At 63.9% G+C, this 17,077-nt stretch carries 15 protein-coding genes and 1 pseudogene; 7 read left to right on the top strand and 9 right to left on the bottom strand.

The window, feature by feature from the left end; all coding sequences use genetic code 11:
• The first annotated feature begins 5 nt into the window (after positions 1 to 5).
• Positions 6 to 563 (top strand): fasciclin domain-containing protein, encoded by a 558-nt coding sequence (locus LB515_RS24825; RefSeq protein WP_224630298.1) that lies wholly within the window; start codon positions 6 to 8, stop codon positions 561 to 563.
• A 233-nt stretch (positions 564 to 796) separates the two neighbouring features.
• The gene (gene msrB / locus LB515_RS24820; RefSeq protein WP_140845337.1) at positions 797 to 1,300 is read left to right on the top strand and encodes a peptide-methionine (R)-S-oxide reductase MsrB; all 504 of its coding nucleotides are present in this window, start codon (positions 797 to 799) and stop codon (positions 1,298 to 1,300) included.
• A 239-nt stretch (positions 1,301 to 1,539) separates the two neighbouring features.
• Here msrB and LB515_RS24815 read toward each other — a convergent pair whose 3' ends face one another.
• Both LB515_RS24815 and LB515_RS24810 read right to left on the bottom strand, forming a co-directional pair.
• Positions 1,540 to 3,153, bottom strand: coding sequence for a DHA2 family efflux MFS transporter permease subunit (locus LB515_RS24815; RefSeq protein WP_411969167.1), 1,614 nt, complete (start codon positions 3,151 to 3,153; stop codon positions 1,540 to 1,542).
• Positions 3,154 to 3,270: 117 nt separating this feature from the next.
• Complete coding sequence (locus LB515_RS24810; RefSeq protein ID WP_224709270.1) at positions 3,271 to 4,464, bottom strand: HlyD family secretion protein; 1,194 nt, start codon at positions 4,462 to 4,464, stop codon at positions 3,271 to 3,273.
• A 132-nt stretch (positions 4,465 to 4,596) separates the two neighbouring features.
• On the opposite strand from LB515_RS24810, the gene LB515_RS24805 reads away from it, so the two are divergent.
• Positions 4,597 to 5,295, top strand: a complete 699-nt coding sequence (locus LB515_RS24805) for a TetR/AcrR family transcriptional regulator (RefSeq protein WP_095769503.1) — start codon at positions 4,597 to 4,599, stop codon at positions 5,293 to 5,295.
• Positions 5,296 to 5,743: 448 nt separating this feature from the next.
• Positions 5,744 to 7,996, top strand: a pseudogene (locus tag LB515_RS24800) (DNA translocase FtsK); the annotation flags it as partial.
• Between the two features lie 30 nt (positions 7,997 to 8,026).
• On the opposite strand, the gene yihA reads toward LB515_RS24800, so the two are convergent.
• The 7 genes from yihA to LB515_RS24765 form a co-directional block, all read right to left on the bottom strand.
• Positions 8,027 to 8,662 carry a ribosome biogenesis GTP-binding protein YihA/YsxC gene (gene yihA / locus LB515_RS24795; protein WP_318012650.1) on the bottom strand — a complete coding sequence of 212 codons (636 nt, stop codon included), beginning with the start codon at positions 8,660 to 8,662 and terminating at the stop codon, positions 8,027 to 8,029.
• A 47-nt stretch (positions 8,663 to 8,709) separates the two neighbouring features.
• Complete coding sequence (locus LB515_RS24790; protein ID WP_224709267.1) at positions 8,710 to 9,348, bottom strand: CatB-related O-acetyltransferase; 639 nt, start codon at positions 9,346 to 9,348, stop codon at positions 8,710 to 8,712.
• A 153-nt stretch (positions 9,349 to 9,501) separates the two neighbouring features.
• Positions 9,502 to 10,206: a DNA polymerase III subunit epsilon gene (gene dnaQ / locus LB515_RS24785; RefSeq protein WP_095769506.1), complete on the bottom strand. Its 705-nt coding sequence runs from the start codon at positions 10,204 to 10,206 to the stop codon at positions 9,502 to 9,504.
• 181 nt (positions 10,207 to 10,387) lie between these two features.
• Positions 10,388 to 10,993, bottom strand: coding sequence for a dephospho-CoA kinase (gene coaE, locus LB515_RS24780; RefSeq protein WP_224709266.1), 606 nt, complete (start codon positions 10,991 to 10,993; stop codon positions 10,388 to 10,390).
• Positions 10,993 to 11,826 carry a shikimate dehydrogenase gene (locus LB515_RS24775; protein ID WP_224709265.1) on the bottom strand — a complete coding sequence of 278 codons (834 nt, stop codon included), beginning with the start codon at positions 11,824 to 11,826 and terminating at the stop codon, positions 10,993 to 10,995. Before LB515_RS24775 ends, coaE begins: the two co-directional genes overlap by 1 nt.
• A complete protein-coding gene (locus LB515_RS24770) occupies positions 11,819 to 12,418 on the bottom strand; it encodes a Maf-like protein (RefSeq protein WP_224709264.1) in 600 nt (199 codons plus the stop codon). The genes LB515_RS24775 and LB515_RS24770 overlap by 8 nt, the downstream gene beginning before the upstream one ends.
• A gap of 242 nt (positions 12,419 to 12,660) precedes the next feature.
• A complete protein-coding gene (locus LB515_RS24765) occupies positions 12,661 to 13,482 on the bottom strand; it encodes a pyruvate, water dikinase regulatory protein (protein ID WP_224532433.1) in 822 nt (273 codons plus the stop codon).
• A 494-nt stretch (positions 13,483 to 13,976) separates the two neighbouring features.
• On the opposite strand from LB515_RS24765, the gene hemE reads away from it, so the two are divergent.
• The 3 genes from hemE (at position 13,977) to rho (ending at position 16,981) form a co-directional block, all read left to right on the top strand.
• Positions 13,977 to 15,005 carry a uroporphyrinogen decarboxylase gene (gene hemE / locus LB515_RS24760; protein WP_224709263.1) on the top strand — a complete coding sequence of 343 codons (1,029 nt, stop codon included), beginning with the start codon at positions 13,977 to 13,979 and terminating at the stop codon, positions 15,003 to 15,005.
• Positions 15,002 to 15,538, top strand: a complete 537-nt coding sequence (gene hemJ, locus LB515_RS24755; protein WP_224532431.1) for a protoporphyrinogen oxidase HemJ — start codon at positions 15,002 to 15,004, stop codon at positions 15,536 to 15,538. Before hemE ends, hemJ begins: the two co-directional genes overlap by 4 nt.
• A gap of 177 nt (positions 15,539 to 15,715) precedes the next feature.
• Entirely contained in the window at positions 15,716 to 16,981 is a 1,266-nt protein-coding gene (rho, locus tag LB515_RS24750) for a transcription termination factor Rho (RefSeq protein WP_095769513.1), read from the top strand.
• Positions 16,982 to 17,077: the final 96 nt, after the last annotated feature.

Here is a 17,077-nt window from a genome sequence, read left to right as displayed (position 1 = left end):
ACACCATGCGTAAACTCGCTACCCTTTTGCTTGCCGCTACACTTGGTCTTTCGGCGCTCGGCGCCGTTGCCTACGCTGCCAATCCGATGGTCGGCGGCGCGCCGATGTATGCCAAGAAGAACATCATCGAGAATGCCGTCAATTCGAAGGACCACACAACTCTGGTCGCCGCCGTCAAGGCCGCCGGCCTGGTCGACACGCTGCAGGGCGCCGGTCCGTTCACCGTTTTCGCGCCAACCAACGAGGCCTTTGCGGCGCTCCCGGCCGGCACGGTCGACACGCTGCTCAAGCCCGAGAACAAGGACAAGCTGACCAAGGTGCTGACCTGCCATGTCGTCGCCGCCAAGGCGCTGGCCGCCGACGTCGCCAAGATGGCCAAGGCCGATGGCGGCGCCCACCAGGTCAAGACGGTCGGCGGCTGCGAGCTGACGGTGAAGGCGGAGAAGGGCAAGGTCACCGTCACCGACGAGAACGGCAATGTCGCCCATGTCACCATCGCCGATGTCCGCCAGTCGAACGGCGTCATCCACGTCATCGACAAGGTTCTCTTGCCGAAGATGTAACAAAGCGGGCCTGGCCGGCGAAGACATGGCTGAGCGCTGGCCGCATCATTCAAGATCCGCGCCGCCGGCAGGGGTGTGCTCCGCGTCCGTCCCGCAAGGGCGGCGCGGAGCAGCATCCGGAGCGTTCCAGGAAGGTTCTGTCCGGAATTGCTCGAACGAGGAGATGGAGCGTCACCGGCTTTTGATTTCCGGCCCGGGCTCTATCTTGGCAAAATGCGTCAGGAGGAACGGCCATGAACCGTCGCGATTTTCTCTGGAGCGGGGCCGCCGCCACCGCTCTCATCGTCGGATCCGCAGCGATGCTGCGTGCCGGCGGACCGAAGCCCGCTCTCGCCGCCGAGACGTTCGAAATCACCAAGACCGATGCCGAATGGCACGCCATCCTTTCGGACGAGGCCTTCGATGTGCTGCGCAAGCAAGGCACCGAATATCCCGGCACCAGCCCGCTGCTCAACGAGCATCGCAAGGGCATCTTCGCCTGTGCCGGCTGCGACCTGCCGGTCTATTCGTCGGAGACCAAATTCGATTCCGGCACCGGCTGGCCGAGTTTCTGGCAGGAAATCCCCAACGCCATTGGCAAGACCGAGGACCGCTCGCTCGGCATGACCCGCACCGAGGTCCATTGCCGGCGCTGCGGCGGTCATCTCGGCCATGTCTTCGATGACGGCCCGCCGCCCACCGGCCTGCGCCACTGCATCAACGGCGTGGCGCTGAGCTTCAAGCCGGCTTCAGCCTGAGGTGGGTTGAGAATCAGGTGAGGCCGGCCTGCAAATGGCGGCTTCCTGCGCTTCCGGTGCTCACGTACGAAAAGTACGCTCCGCTCCGGTTCTCGGAACCCACCATTTTCGACTCGGCCTGACCTGAATCTCAACCCACCTTGGAGCCACTTTCAATCTCTCCAAAAAGAATGACCCCGGAAATCGTCACCGATTTCCGGGGTCACGCGTTGAGGACGCCAGGCGGGGGTTCCGGCTCCTCAATGGCCTCCGCCGCCACCGCCGCCCTGCGGGGCCGGCTTGTTGATGAACAGCACGAAAAATCCGAGCGAGGCGAACAGCACCGTCAGCATCATGAACACGTCCATGAAGGACAAAAGCGCCGCCTGCTGGTGTACCATGCCGGACAGTTTCGAGATCGCAGCGCTTGTGGCGTCGAGACCGGCGGTCTGCCCGAAATTCTGCGTCATGTTCTGCAGCTTGGTCTGCGCGGTCTCGCTGCCCCACTGCACATGCTCGGAGAGCCGCGCATAGTGGAAGGCGTTGCGGTCGATCAGCACCGTGTTGATCACCGCGAGGCCGACGGCGCCGCCGAGATTGCGGGTCAGGTTGAACAGGCCCGACGCATTCTTCAGCCGTTCCGGCGGCAGCGTGCCGAGCGCGATGTTGTTGATCGGCACCATGCACAGCATCATCGAACAGCCGCGCAGGATCTGCGGGATCAACAGCTCATAGAAATCCCAGTCGGCGGTAAGATGCGTCATCCACCAGGTGCCGGTGGCGAAGCCGACGAAGCCGATCATCATCATCAGCCTGAGGTCGATCTTGTTCGACAGGATGCCGGCAATGGGCGCGGTGAAGAACATCGCCAGGCCGCTGACGAACAGCGCCTCGCCGATCATCATCGAATCGTAGCCGCGGATACGTCCCAGGAACACCGGATAGAGATAGGTGAGCCCGTAGAGGCCGATGCCGACGACGAAGGAGAACAGCGAGCCGAAGGCGAAGTTGACGTTGCTGAAGGCCCTCAGGTCGACGATCGGCTCCTCGGCGGTGAAGGCGCGCCAGAAGAAGATGACGCCGCCGATGGTCATGATGATGGCGCAGGCAAACACTGCCGGCTCCTGCAGCCAGTCGTGGTTCGGGCCTTCCTCCAGCACATATTCCATGCAGCCGAGGAAAGCGGCCATGCCGACCAGGCCCCACCAGTCGAACTTCGAGAACAGTTTCAGGTTGGGCTTGTCGAAGTCGATCAGCGCCCAGGCGGCCGTCGCCACCAGGATGCCGGGCACGACATTGATCAGGAACAGCCAGTGCCAGGACATGGCGTGGCTGATATAGCCGCCCACCGTCGGGCCGATCGTCGGTGCCAGCGTCGCCACCAGGCCGATCATCGGCGACACGACGGCGCGCTTGGAAGGCGGGAAGATGGTGAAGGCGGCCGCGAAGACGCTGGGGATCATGCCGCCGCCGATAAAGCCCTGGATGGCGCGGTAGACGATCATCTGGTCGATATTGGTGGCGGTCGCGGCAAGCGCGCTGGCCGCGGTGAAGCCGGCCGCCGCGGTGGTGAACAGCACGCGCGTCGACAGCATGCGGCTGAGAAAGCCGGACAGCGGGATCATCACCACCTCGGCGATCAGGTAGGCGGTCTGCACCCACGGGATCTCGTCGGAGCTGGCGCTCAGGCCCGCCTGGATTTCCGAGAGCGAGGCCGAGACGATCTGGATGTCCAGGATCGCCATGAACATGCCGAACACCATCGCCAGGAAGGCGACGACGCGGCGCACGGGCATATGGTCCGCGGGCAGGGCCGGCGCGGCAGCGACCGGACGTCCGGGCATTGATCCTGCGGTGATGGTTGCGGTTGCCATGTCATGGCCTCCCTGGGCAATTCCTGGGACGAGCGCGTGGCGGTCCCGAAATGCGTCGAAAACGATAAAGCAGGCTGGACGGCCCGGCGCTCGATCGGCCGCCGGGCCGCCCCCCAATCAGTTGGTCGTCGAAGCCGGCGCGGTGCGGCTGTCGACCGCGACGACGACGCTCAGCCCGGCGCGCAGCTTGCCGGCCTTCAGCACGTCGGCCGGCACGTCGATGCGCACAGGCACGCGCTGCACCACCTTGGTGAAGTTGCCGGTAGCGTTTTCCGGCGGCAGCAGCGAGAACACCGCGCCCGAAGCCGGCGCCAGCGAGGAAACCGTGCCTTCGAAGGTCTGGCCATCGATAGCGTCGACGGTGATGCGGACCTTCTCGCCAGGCATCATCCGGCCGAGCTGCGTCTCCTTGAAGTTGCCGACGATGTAGAGCTTGTCCATCGGCACGACGACGGCGAGCTTCTGGCCGGGGCTGACGAGATCACCCTGCTCGACCGAGCGGTTGCCGACGACGCCGTCATAGGGCGCCTTCAGCACGGTGAAGGACAGATCGCGCAGGGCCTTGTCGCGGGTGAGTTGCAGCGAGGCGAGCGTCGAGGCCGACTCGGCGCGCTGCGCTTCCAGCACGCCGATATTGGCCTGCGCCGCCGCGATCTGCGCATCGGCGCCGACAAGCGCCGCCTTGGCTTGGTCGAGCGCGGTCTGGGCGTCATCGAGCTGGGCCTGCGTGCCGACATGGGTCTTGACGAGTTGCGCCGCCCGCACCTGGGCGCGCGCCGCATTGTCGGCGGCGGCCTGGTCCGCGACCTTCTGCGCCTGGGCCTGCGACAGCGAGGCCTGGGCCGCCTTGGTCTGGGCGTCGATGCGGTCGAGCGTCTTGCTCAAGGTGGCGATCTGCGCCTCGGCCTGGGCCACGGCGATCTTGTAGTCGCCATTGTCGATGACGAACAGCGGATCGCCGGCCTTCACCCGCTGATTCTCGCTCACCAGCACCTTGTCGATATAACCGGATATTTTCGGCGAGACGAACGACATGTCGGCCTGGACATAGGCGTCGTCGGTGGAGATCATGAACCGTCCGTCGGTCCAATAGTTATACCCATACCAGGAGCCGGCGCCGAGCAGGGCAAGGCCGATGATCGGTAACAGGAAAGAGCGGACAGAGCGCTGCTTCTTGGCGGGTGCTTCAGCCGCCGGCGTCGCAATGGGAGCGGCGGGCTGGACAGGAACTTCCGGCGCTTCGGTCGAAGGCTGGACCTTGGCGTTGGGAAAAGAGCGGACTTCGGCGGTGGCGGGCGCGTTCGAGGACATAGCGATCTCTCTGGAATGTCAGTCATACTGAACCGTTCGGTTCGAATTGGAGATTGACATAGCGCGGAAAGAGGACCATATCAAGAGGAAATCGAACCGAGCGGTTCGAAATATTTTCAAGGAACGACTTCCATGGTCGACACGACAGCCGATAGCGATCTGCTCGACTTACGCAAGGGCCGCCCGGCGGCCGGGCAGGATCCCGTAAAACGGGCCCAGATCATCGAGGGCGCCCGCCGCGTCTTTATAGATAAGGGCTTCGAGGCCGCCTCGATGAACGACATCACGCGCGAGGCCGGCGTCTCCAAGGGGACGATCTACGTCTATTTTCAAAATAAGGAAGAGCTGTTCGAGGCGCTCATCGAGGAAGAGCGCGGCACCATCTTCAAGAACATGTATGAGGTGCTCGACCATTTCGACGACCTGCGCAAGACGCTGGTGAAGTTCGGCACCGTGCTTTCGCTGAAGATCACCTCGGCCAAGGTCATCCAGGCCCAGCGCACCGTGGTCGGCGCGGCCGATCGGATTCCGGAGCTTGGCGCGCGCTTCTACGAACGCGGCCCCAAGCGCGGCCACGACAAGGTCATGGCCTTCCTCAACGAAGCCGTCGAACGCGGCCTGCTTCAGATCGCCGACGTCGACCTTGCCGCCTACCAGTTCACCGAGCTTTGCCTCGCCGGCCTGTTCCGCCAGTGCATCTTTTCCTATCGCACCAAAGCGCCGAGCCAGGCGGAGATCGAGCACGTCGTGACCTCCGGCGTCGAAGTGTTTCTCAAGGCCTATGCCACGGAAAAATTCTTCGCCGAGGAACGGGCGTTGCAATCGGCCTGACCGTTCGGGCATGCGGATTCCGGAGCGCAAAGGGCGAAGCTGAAGGGGTCGCGAGGCGTCGCCGCGAAATCCATCGGTGCGGTCTGCCTCGACCGCGAAGATCGGCCTGAAGACCCCCTCTCAAAATATCGATCGGCTTCGTCCGGCAGGCGCTTTCGGAAGAACCTGTTAACCATCGCTTCCTATGTCTCGGGAGACGTTCAATCGGCGAGTCTCGAGTATGACATTCATGCGTTTCCCCCGTGCCAATCATCCCGGCGCCTCAGCCCACGACAGCGACGACGAACATCGCAATCCGCGGGAAACCGGGCGCCATGGCGCAGTCCCGCAAGCAGGACAGGTCGTGCCGCTGCGAGTCCTGCCCGGGGGCGAATCGGCCGCCGCTCGTAACGCATCGTCCGACTCGGCCGGCGATTCGGCCGGCGACGATTTCGCCCTCCCCGCCTGGCAGAACTATTTCTTCCTTGCGCCCAATGTGCGGTTCACGCGCACGCCGGACACTGACCTTGCCAGGCGGGCCGCCCCGTCGGAGGATGCCGCTCGGGGCAAGGCATCCGCGGCCGAGCCCGTCCGGCCTGCGCCTCCGGCTCCGCCGCCAGCCGCTCCGGTCCGGAAAAGTTCCGCCGCTCCCGCCCCGGTGCCGATGCAAACCAGATCGATCCGCGCACCAGCCACTGTTGCCCCTGCCATCGTTCCGGCCGCAGCGGCCGCGCCGAGCCAGGCTGCTGCTCCGACACCAAAACCGCGCCTGAGCGGATTGCGCTGGTCCTATCTTTCCGATCATGCCTTTTTCGAGTTCGGCATGCCCTTTCTTGCCGAGCGCCTGGCGCGGGCGCGTCTGACTGAAGCCGGGCAGGTGCCTGCCGTTCCGGCGCAGCCACTGACGCAGCCGGTGCCGGCGCAGCGTCCGGCCGCGCAACCTGTCCAGCCCCGTGCCGCCTTCCCGGGCGAGGCGACGTCATTTTACCGGGTCATCGAATGGCGCTCCAACACGGCGGAGGCAAGTCCGATCTTGGCGCCCGTGCCGGCTCCGGCGGCCGCCCAACCGGCGCCTGCCAAGCCCATGCCGATCTCCGCCCCGGTAAGCGCCAGGAAAGCCAGGCAGGCACCATTGTTGCCCATGGCCGGCGAGGTCGGGCCGCTATCCGCGATGGGCGGCTACGAGCTTCCTTCGGAAGAGCTTTTGCAGATGCCGCCCGAGGGCCAGGGCTTCTACATGTCGCAGGAGCGGATGGAGCAGAATGCCGATCTGCTCGAAAGCGTGTTGGAGGATTTCGGCGTCAAGGGCGAGATCATCCATGTCCGGCCGGGGCCGGTCGTCACGCTCTACGAGTTCGAGCCGGCGCCGGGCGTGAAATCCAGCCGCGTCATCGGGCTCGCCGACGATATCGCCCGCTCCATGTCGGCCGTATCGGCGCGTGTCGCCGTGGTGCCGGGCCGCAATGTCATCGGCATCGAGCTGCCCAACGAGACGCGCGAGACGGTCTATTTCCGCGAGCTGATCGGCTCGGCCGGCTTCCGCAACACCTCCTGCAAGCTGGCGCTCGGCCTCGGCAAGACTATCGGCGGCGAACCGGTCATCGCCGAGCTCGCCAAGATGCCGCATCTCTTGGTGGCGGGCACCACCGGCTCCGGCAAGTCGGTCGCCATCAACACCATGATCCTGTCGCTGCTCTTCAGGATGAAACCGCAGGAATGCCGTCTCATCATGGTCGACCCCAAGATGCTGGAGCTCTCCGTCTATGATGGCATCCCGCATCTTCTGACGCCGGTCGTCACCGATCCCAAGAAGGCCGTCACGGCGCTGAAATGGGCGGTGCGCGAGATGGAGGACCGCTACCGCAAGATGGCGCGCCTCGGCGTGCGCAACATCGACGGCTATAACCAGCGCGCGGCCGGCGCCCGCGACAAGGGCGAGGTCGTGACCATGCAGGTGCAGGCCGGCTTCGAGAGGGGCACGGGCGAGCCGCTGTTCGAGGAGCGCGCGATCGACCTCGCGCCGATGCCCTATATCGTCATCATCGTCGACGAGATGGCCGACCTGATGATGGTGGCCGGCAAGGAGATCGAAGGCGCCATCCAGCGGCTGGCGCAGATGGCGCGCGCCGCCGGAATCCATCTGATCATGGCGACGCAACGCCCGTCGGTCGATGTCATCACCGGCACGATCAAGGCCAACTTCCCCACCCGCATCTCCTTCCAGGTGACGTCGAAGATCGACAGCCGCACCATCCTCGGCGAGCAGGGCGCCGAGCAGCTGCTCGGTCAGGGCGACATGCTGCACATGGCCGGCGGCGGGCGCATTTCGCGCGTGCATGGCCCCTTCGTTTCCGATGTCGAGGTCGAGCATGTCGTGGCGCATCTGAAAGCGCAGGGACGTCCCGAATATCTCGACACCGTCACCGCGGACGAGGAAGAGGAACAGGAAGCGGCCGACACAGGCCCGGTCTTCGACAAAAGCGCGATGGCCGAGGAGGATGGCGACGCGCTCTATGAGGAAGCCGTCAAGGTGGTCAAGCGCGACAAGAAGTGCTCGACCTCCTACATCCAGCGCCGCCTCGGCGTCGGCTACAATCGCGCCGCCTCGCTGGTCGAGCGCATGGAGAAGGAAGGCCTGGTCGGCGCTGCCAACCATGTCGGCAAGCGCGAGATCCTCAGCGGCCGGCGCGATCGCGAGCCGGAACGCGACGAGATGGATTGATCCTGAGGGATCGGTCCCTGGCGGGCGGCATCAGCCGCCGTTCGCTACCAGGGCGATGGCGGCGCGCAGTTCGTCCAAACCCTCGGCTTTTTCCGACGAGGTGGCCAGCACCAGTGGAAACGCCGCCGGCCGCTTCTTGATCTTGGCCAGCGTCTCCTCGATCAGCCTCGGCACGCCGGCGGCCTTGATCTTGTCGGTCTTGGTCAGCACCACCTGGTAGGACACTGCCGCCTTGTCGAGCAGGGTCAGCACTTCCTCGTCCTTGGCCTTGATGCCGTGGCGCGCGTCGATCAGCACATAGACGCGCTTCAGCGTCACGCGGCCCTGCAGATATTCGTAGATCAGCTTCGTCCACTCATCGACCTTGTCCTTCGGCGCGCTGGCATAGCCGTAGCCCGGCATGTCGACCAGCGCCATCGGCGGCAGGTCGGCGCCCTCGCCGGAAAAGCCGTCGGGCACGAAATAGTTGAGCTCCTGCGTGCGGCCCGGCGTGTTCGAGGTGCGCGCCAGGCCCTTGTGCCCGACCAGCGCGTTGATCAGCGACGATTTGCCGACATTGGAACGGCCGGCGAAGGCGATCTCCGGCGGGCCTTCCGAGGGCAGGAACTTCATCGACGGCACGCCGCGGATGAAGACCCAGCCACGGGTGAACAGCTCCGGGCTAATCGCCGTTTCGTTCCGGGTCTTGTCGTTTGTCTTTTTTTCGGGCGCGTTCAAACCGCCGCCTCCAGCCTAGAAATGTCGGCGCCGCGGATGGCGTTGAGGTTACGGCTGATCTTGTCGACCGGCCAGTCCCACCAGGCTGCCTTCAATAGCCGCCGCACCGTGAATTCATCGAAGCGCATCTTCACCACCTTGGCCGCATTGCCGGCCACGATCGCATAAGGCGGCACGTCGTGCGTGACAACCGATTTCGCCGCGACAATGGCGCCGTCGCCCACCGTCACACCCGGCATGATCACCGCATCCATGCCGATCCACACGTCATTGCGGATCTTGGTGTCGCCGCGGATCTCCTTCGACCAGGTCTTCGGGTCGAAGCCTTCCTCCCAGCCATGGCCGAAGATGTTGAACGGATAGGTCGAGAAGCCCGACATGGCGTGGTTGGCGCCGTTCATGATGAAACGCGCGCCTTCCGCGATGGCGCAGAACTTGCCGATGATCAGCTTGTCGCCAATGAAGTCGTAGTGATGCAACACGCATTTCTCGGCGAATTTGTCGGGACCGTCGGGGTCGTCATAATAGGTGAAGTCGCCGATCTCGATGTTGGTCGACGTCACCAGTCCCTTCAGGAAACCGACGCGCGGATGCATCGCAATCGGATGCTTGACGTTGGGATTGGGTCCGGTCATCGCGGGTCCTTTGCGGGCGGGTTTGGGCGCGGTCGGCGCGCGATCAAACTAACGCGATCCTTCGACGGGACCAACCGTTCAATGGCTGCCGCGACAGATCGCGATCGGATTGGAAAGGGCGCTATCTCCAACGTCAGCGCGAATAGCGCCCGATCAACCGACCGCCACTTTCAGCCACAGCGCCTTTTCGCCGAGCGTCGCGACCAGCCCGGCATGCGCCGCCCGATCCGTTTCACTGAGCCGCGGCGGCAGGGCGATCGGCCGGGCGCCGATCGAGATGTCGATATCGGCCACCTCGCCGGCGCCATTCATGTGCACCGCCACGGACTCCAGCACCAGCGCCGCCTGCTTGCCGCCGATGAGCTCGATATAGACCTCCGCCAGCAATTCGGAGTCGAGCAGCGCGCCGTGTTTGGTGCGGCGGGTGTTGTCGATGCCGTAGCGCCGGCAGAGCGCGTCGAGCGAGTTCGGTCCCATCGGATGCTTGCGGCGCGCCAGCGCCAGCGTGTCGACCACGCGGCCGGGATCGATGGCAGCTTGCTCGAGCCGGCTGAATTCGAGGTTGAGGAAGCCGATATCGAAGGTTGCGTTGTGGGCGATCAACTTGGCGCCGTCGGTGAAGTCCAGCCATTCCTGCGCGATTTCGGCGAAGGTCGGCTTGCCGACCAGATCGGCGGCGCTGATGCCGTGCACGGCCTGCGCCTCGGCATGGATCGCGCGCCCCTGCGGATTGATGAATTTGTGGAAGGTCCGGCCGGTCGGGAAGCGGTTGACCAGCTCGACACCGCCAAGCTCGATGATGCGGTCGTCGCGCAAATCGAGGCCGGTAGTTTCCGTATCGAAGATGATCTCACGCATTCGAATCAGTTCGCTTCCCAAACGAGCAGAATCATACACCAGAACAAAATGGCAATGGGGACTGGTGACGGCCTAACGCCTAACCTCCGAAAATGGGACTCGATTTTCGGAAAAGGATCATGCGCAAAATCAAAGCGTTACAGCGTCCCTTGCGCGTCCGAACGGGCGCGGCGCTGTAATGTCAGTAGCCGGCTTTGCCGGACTTTTCCCCTGAGAGTTCGGCGACGATCGCCTCGACCCTCTTTCGCGCGGCGTCGAAGCCATGGCCGGTATCGATGATGAAATCGGCCTGGCGGCGCTTTTCGGCGTCGGGCACCTGCCTGGCGAGGATGGATGAAAACTTCTCCTCGCTCATGCCCGGCCTGGCGAGCACGCGCTCACGCTGGATTTCAGGCGACGCGCTGACGACCACGACCTTGTCGACGCGGCTGCGGCCGCCCGTTTCGAACAGCAGCGGGATGTCGAGCACGGCAAGCCGCGCGCCGGCGGCGCGATGCTTTGCGAGAAACGCATCGGCGTCGGCGCGCACCAGCGGGTGAATGATTGCCTCGAGCCGCTTCAGCGCGGCCGGATCGGCGAGCACTTTTTCGGCGAGCTTGACCCGGTCGACCGCGCCCGCTTGCGTCGTGCCCGGAAAGGCCGCCTCGACCAGAGGGGCGGCCTTGCCGGAATAAAGGCGATGCACGGTCTCGTCGGAATCATGCACCGGCACGCCGGCTTCGGCGAACATTTTCGCCGTGGTGGACTTGCCCATGCCAATCGATCCGGTGAGGCCAAGCACGATCATCAATGGCCCTCGATGTCGGCGACAATCATGCGCCGCAATTCGGGCGTCACTTCGGGTTTCCTGCCGAACCAGCGTTCGAAACCTGGCACGGCCTGATGCAGCAGCATGCCGAGACCATCGATCGTCTTCAGGCCGCGGGTCCTGGCGGCGGCAAGCAAGGGCGTTTCCAACGGCACATAGACAATGTCGGTGACGATGGCATGGCCGGGCAAGCCGGCCGGATCGGCGGAGAGCGTGGCGTCACCATGCATGCCGAGCGAGGTGGTGTTGATCAGCAGGCCGGCATCGGCAAGCAGCTCACTGAGCGCGCCCGCGCCATGCGCCGAGACCCCGGCGCCGAAGTGGCGGCTGAGTTCCTCAGCTCTCGCGAGCGTTCGATTGGCAATGCGGATATCCTTGATGCCACGCTCCTTCAGCGCATGGATGACCGCGCGGGAGGCGCCGCCGGCGCCCAGAACCACGGCCGGTCGATTGACCGCCCAGCCAGGCGCTTGGTCGTCGAGATTGGCGGCGAAGCCGTAGCCGTCCGTGTTGCCGCCCCACAGAAGGCCATCCTCGAACCACAACGTGTTGACCGCGCCGATTTCATCGGCCGCATGGTCGCGTCGGGCCACTCCGGCGAAGGCTGCCTCCTTGTGCGGAATGGTGACGTTGCCGCCGCGGTAGCCGTGCTCGCCGAGGGATTTCAGGAACGCGGCGAAATCCGCCGGCGCGACGTCGATCGCCTGGTAGCTGCCGTCGATGCCGTATTTGGCCAGCCAGTAGCCGTGGATTTTCGGAGAGCGCGAATGGGCGATCGGATGTCCGGTGACGAAGGCCTTTTTCTCAGCCATCGATGGCTCCCAATGCGCGCAACTCCTTCAGCAGCGGCAGCAGCGGCAGGCCGACGATGGTGAAATAGTCGCCCTCGATCTTCTCGAACAGCTGGATGCCTTCGCCCTCGATCTGATAGGCACCGACACTGGACAGCGCCTTGGCGCCGACGCGGGCCAGGTGCCTGCCGATGAAGCCGGGGTCGAGCTTGCGCATGGTGAGGCTGACGACGCCGACATGCCGCCACAGCACCTCGCCGTCGCGGCAAAGCACGGCGGCGCTATTCAACTGATGCGTCTTGCCGGACAAGGCCAGGAGGTGGCGGCGGGCGCCTTCCATGTCGGCGGGCTTATGAAAGATCTCGTCGCCCAGCGACAGGGTTTGGTCGCAGCCGAGCACCAGGGTGCCCGGCTTGCGCTCGCTGACCTCGGTCGCCTTGGCCTCGGCCAGGATCGACGCGACGTCCTCGGGCGAAGCGCCGCTGTCCTTCAGCGGAGCCTCGAGCGCACGCTCGTCGACATTTGCCGGCACCGCCTCGATGTCGAGGCCGGCGCTGACGAGCATGGCTTTTCGGAATGGGCTGCCGGAGGCGAGGATGATCTTTTCAGGCATGATGGTTCATTCAACCGTTGCGATCCGTCCAGCACCCCTCATCCGTCTCGGCGCTGTCGCGCCGATCCACCTTCTCCCACAAGGGGAGAAGGAAAGTCCAACGTCACCGCAAATCGCCGCCTGGCGGTAATCGCAGGACGCTGGCGCCGCGTTCTTCCTTCTCCCCTTGTGGGAGAAGGTGGCCGAGCGAAGCTCGGTCGGATGAGGGGTGTTGGACGGAGTGCTCACTTACATCGCTTGCCCTAGCGCGTCTTGCTCCGCAGGGCAACGATCGCCGCGGCCGTTTCCTCGATGGAGCGGCGGCTGACATCGATCATCGGCCAGCCATGCCGGGTGCAGAGCTGGCGGGCATAGGCGAGCTCCTCGTTGATCGCGGCGCGGTCGACATAGTCGGTCGGCACGAAGGCGGCGCTGTTGCCGAGGATGCGGTTTTGCCTCACATGCGAGATGCGCTCGGCCGTGGCGACCAGGCCGACGACCAAAGGCGTCTTGGCGGCGATCAGGCTTTCGGGCAGCGGCACGCCGAGCACAATGGGGATGTTGGCGGTCTTGATGCCGCGATTGGCGAGATAGATGCTGGTCGGCGTCTTCGAGGTGCGCGAAATACCGATCAGCACGATGTCGGCATCGTCCATATTGGCCGGCAGCTGGCCGTCATCATGCTCCATGGTAAAGTTCAGCGCATCGATGCGGCGGAAATATTCGGCGTCGAGCACGTGCTGAGCGCCGACGCGGCGGCCGGCCGGCGTGCCGAGATAGGACTGGAAGACGGTCAGCACCGGTTCCAGCACCGAGACGCAAGGCAGGCCCATGGCAGCGCAGCGCTCATCGATCGAGCGCGCCAGCTTCTGGTCGACCACCGTATAGAGAATAATGCCGGGCTCCTCCTCTATGTCCTCGAAGACCTTGGCGATCTGCTTTTCCGTGCGGATCAGCGGATAGATGTGCTCGATGGCGCGCGCATCCTTGTATTGGGCGGACGCCGCGCGGCCGGCCGCCAGCAGCGTCTCGCCGGTGGCGTCGGAGATCAGATGCAGATGAAAGAAGCTCTGAGGTTTGTTCACAGGGAATGGGTCCAGGCTGTGGGCAATTGTGGACAAGGCTGGATGGGCAAGCCTTGGGCAAGGAAGCGACTGTATCAGATGGCCGCTTGTCCACAATTCGACCCGCTGTAGGCTTTGTCGCGGCGCTGGGGACAAAACCGGGGATCAAGTTTTCTTGGCCGGTTTCATCCACAGGGCGAGGTTCGGAACGGTAAGTCCAAGCTTTTGACTCCAAAGCTGGAATCCGCCTCGTCCCCAAAACCCTCCAAATTGCGAAAGCGAGTACGCGACAATATGCTGACTGGCCTTTTCGGCTCGGAGGCTGGACAGGTCGCAACCATCACAACCAACAGACTCTTAGAATCAGAAGACTCTTTTAAAATAGATATTTGATTTAAGAGGGGCGCGCATGACCCCGAACCAGAGGTTCGGAAAGGATCATGCGCTAAATGAAAGCGCTACAGCGTCCTTTGCGCGTCTAAGGACGCGCGGCGCTGTAGAGAGGGCAGCGCAGGATGGCTGGGAAACGGATCGTGCTCGACGTCCTCAAGGGCGAGACGGTTTCACCGCCGCCGCTCTGGATGATGCGTCAGGCGGGCCGCTATCTTCCGGAGTATCGCGAGACCAGGAAGCGAGCGGGGTCCTTCCTCGATCTCTGCTACGATCCGGACCTTGCCGTCGAGGTAACGCTGCAGCCGATCGAGCGCTTCGGCTTCGACGCCTCGATCCTGTTCTCCGACATTCTCGTTGTGCCCAATGCTCTGGGGCGGGACGTCCGCTTCGAGGAGGGCCGCGGACCGGTCCTGAAGCCGATCTCGGCGGCCGAGATTGCGGCGCTGAACGGCGACATGTTTCACGTGAATCTCGAACCGGTCTACGAGACCGTGCGCCGGCTGCGGGCGAAACTGCCCGATGAGACGACGCTGCTCGGCTTCTGCGGCGCGCCATGGACGGTGGCGACCTATATGATCGCCGGCCACGGCACGCCCGACCAGGGCCCCGCCCGGCTATTCGCCTATCGCGAGCCCGAGGCCTTCGCGCGGCTTCTGAGGATATTGGCCGATCATTCGGCCGCCCATCTCATCCGCCAGATCGAGGCCGGCGCCGATGCGGTGCAGATTTTCGATTCATGGTCGGGCGTGCTGGACGAGCCGTCCTTCGAGGCTTTCTGCGTCGAGCCGGTGGCCGAGATCGTCGCCCAAGTGAAGGCGGTTCACCCCGATGTGCCGGTGATCGGCTTCCCGAAGGGCGCGGGCGAGCGCTATCGTGATTACAGGAGAAAGACCGGCATTGCCGGTCTAGGTCTCGACTGGACCGTGCCGCTGTCGATGGCGAAGGAGCTGCAGCGCGACGGAGCGGTGCAGGGCAATCTCGATCCGTTGCGCCTGGTCGCCGGCGGCAAGGCACTCTCTGACGGTGTCGAGGCAATTCTGAGGACTTTGGGTGACGGGCCGCTGATCTTCAATCTCGGCCACGGCATCACGCCGGAAACGCCGGTGGCGCATGTCGAGGCGATGGTGAAAATGGTGAGAAGCCGCCGATGAACGATGTAAGCAGCGAGAACAGCACTGGCCAGGCGATGAAGCGCATGGCGATCGGCATTGCCCTGCTCGTCGTGCTGACGGCGCTGCTTTATCTCGCGGCACCCGACAGCTTCTATCCGTGGGCCAAGGCGATCCATGTGATCGCGGTCATTTCCTGGATGGCCGGCATGCTCTATTTGCCGCGTCTCTTCGTCTACCATGTCGATGCCGAAAGGGGCTCGGTGCAGTCCGAAACCTTCAAGGTGATGGAGCGCCGGCTGCTCAGAGGGATCATCAATCCGGCGATGACCGCGACCTGGGTGTTCGGGCTTTGGCTTGCCTGGAAGGGCTTTGGATTCCAGGGCGGCTGGCTGCACGCCAAGATTGCGCTGGTGCTCATTTTGTCGGGGCTGCATGGCTATCTCGCCGGCGCGGTCAGGAAATTTGCCGAGGACAAGAACGAAAAGCCGGCGAGGCACTGGCGGATCGTCAATGAGATCCCCACATTGCTGATGATCGTCATCGTCATCCTGGTCGTCGTGAAGCCGTTCTGAGGCCTTCCCGGATCCGGCCAGGCCCAGCAAAAGGCGGCTTGCTCTTTCAGTCGAGCGACGATACAAGACGGGTCTTCCTTCCCGTCATGCGCCGCCCCTTTTCTCGCTTTCGGCCGCGCCCGACATTTGTCGCATCCAGCCGATTTCCCTCTCCAAAGCCTACCCAGAGTCTATCTAATGCAAGAAATGAAACTCGCAGAGTTCAAGAACAAGAAGCCGCCGGAGCTGATCGCTTATGCCGAGACGCTCGAGGTGGAGAACGCCAGCGTCATGCGCAAGCAGGAGCTGATGTTCGCGATCCTGAAGAAGCTCGCCGCCCAAGACGTCGAGATCATCGGCGAAGGCGTGGTCGAGGTGCTGCAGGACGGTTTCGGCTTCCTGCGCTCGGCCAACGCAAACTACCTGCCGGGTCCCGACGATATCTACATCTCGCCGTCGCAAATAAGGCGCTTTTCGCTCAAAACCGGCGATACGGTCGAAGGACCGATCCGCAGCCCGAAAGAGGGCGAGCGCTATTTCGCGCTGCTCAAGGTCAACACCATCAATTTCGACGACCCGGAGAAGATCCGGCACAAGATCCACTTCGATAATCTGACGCCGCTCTACCCGACCAAGCGGCTGAAGATGGAGATCGACAATTCGACCTCCAAGGACATCTCGCCGCGCGTGATCGACCTGGTCGCGCCGATCGGCAAGGGACAGCGCGCGCTGATCAACGCGCAGCCGCGCACCGGCAAGACGGTGCTGATGCAGAACATCGCCCATTCGATCACCGCCAACCACCCGGAATGCTATCTGATCGTGCTTCTGATCGACGAGCGTCCGGAGGAAGTGACCGACATGCAGCGCTCGGTGAAGGGCGAGGTGATTTCCTCGACCTTCGACGAGCCGGCAGCGCGCCACGTTCAGGTCGCCGAGATGGTGATCGAGAAGGCCAAGCGCCTGGTCGAGCATGGCCGCGACGTCGTCATCCTGCTGGATTCGATCACCCGTCTCGGCCGCGCCTACAACACCGTGGTGCCGTCATCCGGCAAGGTGCTGACCGGCGGTGTCGACGCCAACGCGCTGCAGCGCCCGAAGCGCTTCTTCGGCGCCGCCCGCAATATCGAGGAAGGCGGCTCGCTCACCATCATCGCCACCGCGCTGATCGATACGGGCAGCCGCATGGACGAAGTGATCTTCGAAGAGTTCAAGGGCACCGGCAACTGCGAAATCCAGCTCGACCGCAAGGTGGCCGACAAGCGCATCTACCCGGCGATGGACATCCTCAAATCGGGCACCCGCAAGGAAGACCTGCTGGTGCCGCGCGCGGACCTGCAGAAGATCTTCGTGCTGCGCCGCATCCTCGCGCCGATGGGCACGACCGACGCGATCGAGTTCCTCATCGACAAGCTCAAGCAGACCAAGACCAACGCGGACTTCTTCGATTCGATGAATACGTGATTGGGGCGATGCCCTTCCTCCTTCTCCCCTTGTGGGAGAAGGTGGATCGGCGCGCAGCGCCGAGACGGATGAGGGGTGTTCCAGCGGAGTGAGACG

The organism is Mesorhizobium sp. CA15, from assembly GCF_020165215.1.
Classification (GTDB): domain Bacteria; phylum Pseudomonadota; class Alphaproteobacteria; order Rhizobiales; family Rhizobiaceae; genus Mesorhizobium.
This window is presented reverse-complemented; position numbering and strand designations above follow the sequence as displayed.

Bases quoted from the DNA above. Each gene is read 5' to 3' on its own strand.
- LB515_RS24825 (WP_224630298.1), top strand. From the start codon at position 6: ATGCGTAAACTCGCTACCCTTTTGCTTGCCGCTACACTTGGTCTTTCG.
- msrB (WP_140845337.1), top strand. From the start codon at position 797: ATGAACCGTCGCGATTTTCTCTGGAGCGGGGCCGCCGCCACCGCTCTC.
- LB515_RS24815 (WP_411969167.1), bottom strand. From the start codon at position 3,153: ATGGCAACCGCAACCATCACCGCAGGATCAATGCCCGGACGTCCGGTC.
- LB515_RS24810 (WP_224709270.1), bottom strand. From the start codon at position 4,464: ATGTCCTCGAACGCGCCCGCCACCGCCGAAGTCCGCTCTTTTCCCAAC.
- LB515_RS24805 (WP_095769503.1), top strand. From the start codon at position 4,597: ATGGTCGACACGACAGCCGATAGCGATCTGCTCGACTTACGCAAGGGC.
- LB515_RS24790 (WP_224709267.1), bottom strand. From the start codon at position 9,348: ATGACCGGACCCAATCCCAACGTCAAGCATCCGATTGCGATGCATCCG.
- dnaQ (WP_095769506.1), bottom strand. From the start codon at position 10,206: ATGCGTGAGATCATCTTCGATACGGAAACTACCGGCCTCGATTTGCGC.
- coaE (WP_224709266.1), bottom strand. From the start codon at position 10,993: ATGATCGTGCTTGGCCTCACCGGATCGATTGGCATGGGCAAGTCCACC.
- LB515_RS24775 (WP_224709265.1), bottom strand. From the start codon at position 11,826: ATGGCTGAGAAAAAGGCCTTCGTCACCGGACATCCGATCGCCCATTCG.
- LB515_RS24770 (WP_224709264.1), bottom strand. From the start codon at position 12,418: ATGCCTGAAAAGATCATCCTCGCCTCCGGCAGCCCATTCCGAAAAGCC.
- hemE (WP_224709263.1), top strand. From the start codon at position 13,977: ATGGCTGGGAAACGGATCGTGCTCGACGTCCTCAAGGGCGAGACGGTT.
- hemJ (WP_224532431.1), top strand. From the start codon at position 15,002: ATGAACGATGTAAGCAGCGAGAACAGCACTGGCCAGGCGATGAAGCGC.
- rho (WP_095769513.1), top strand. From the start codon at position 15,716: ATGCAAGAAATGAAACTCGCAGAGTTCAAGAACAAGAAGCCGCCGGAG.